Source organism: Bacillus sp. SIMBA_008 (assembly GCF_046535495.1).
Classification (GTDB): domain Bacteria; phylum Bacillota; class Bacilli; order Bacillales; family Bacillaceae; genus Bacillus; species Bacillus subtilis.
The window spans coordinates 1-243 of sequence record NZ_JAWRWL010001113.1 but is presented as its reverse complement, the minus strand read 5'-3'; the positions used below and the strand labels follow the sequence as shown (position 1 = coordinate 243).

1 protein-coding gene is annotated in these 243 nt (G+C 68.7%); it reads right to left on the bottom strand.

Annotation, left to right across the window (positions count from 1 at the left end; translation table 11 throughout):
• Positions 1-133: 133 nt before the first annotated feature.
• Positions 134-238, bottom strand: a complete 105-nt coding sequence (locus SB658_RS26895; RefSeq protein ID WP_410603556.1) for a hypothetical protein — start codon at positions 236-238, stop codon at positions 134-136.
• Positions 239-243 lie beyond the last annotated feature (5 nt).

Here is a 243-nt window from a genome sequence, read left to right as displayed (position 1 = left end):
GGCACGGGAACTGGGTTGAGGCCGCTGGGAGACCGCCACTTCGCTCGTCGGGGCTGAAGCCCCTCCCACAAGGCAACAGCAACTGCACTGTGGGAGCGGCTTCAGCCGCGACAGCGTCCGGGCGCGAAACCGCTCAGGACGACAGCTCGTGGCAGTCGGCCCGCCGCACTTCCTCGACGAAGCGGCGCATCTTGTCGCCGTCCTTGATCCCCGGCGCGCTCTCGATGCCGCTGGACACGTCCA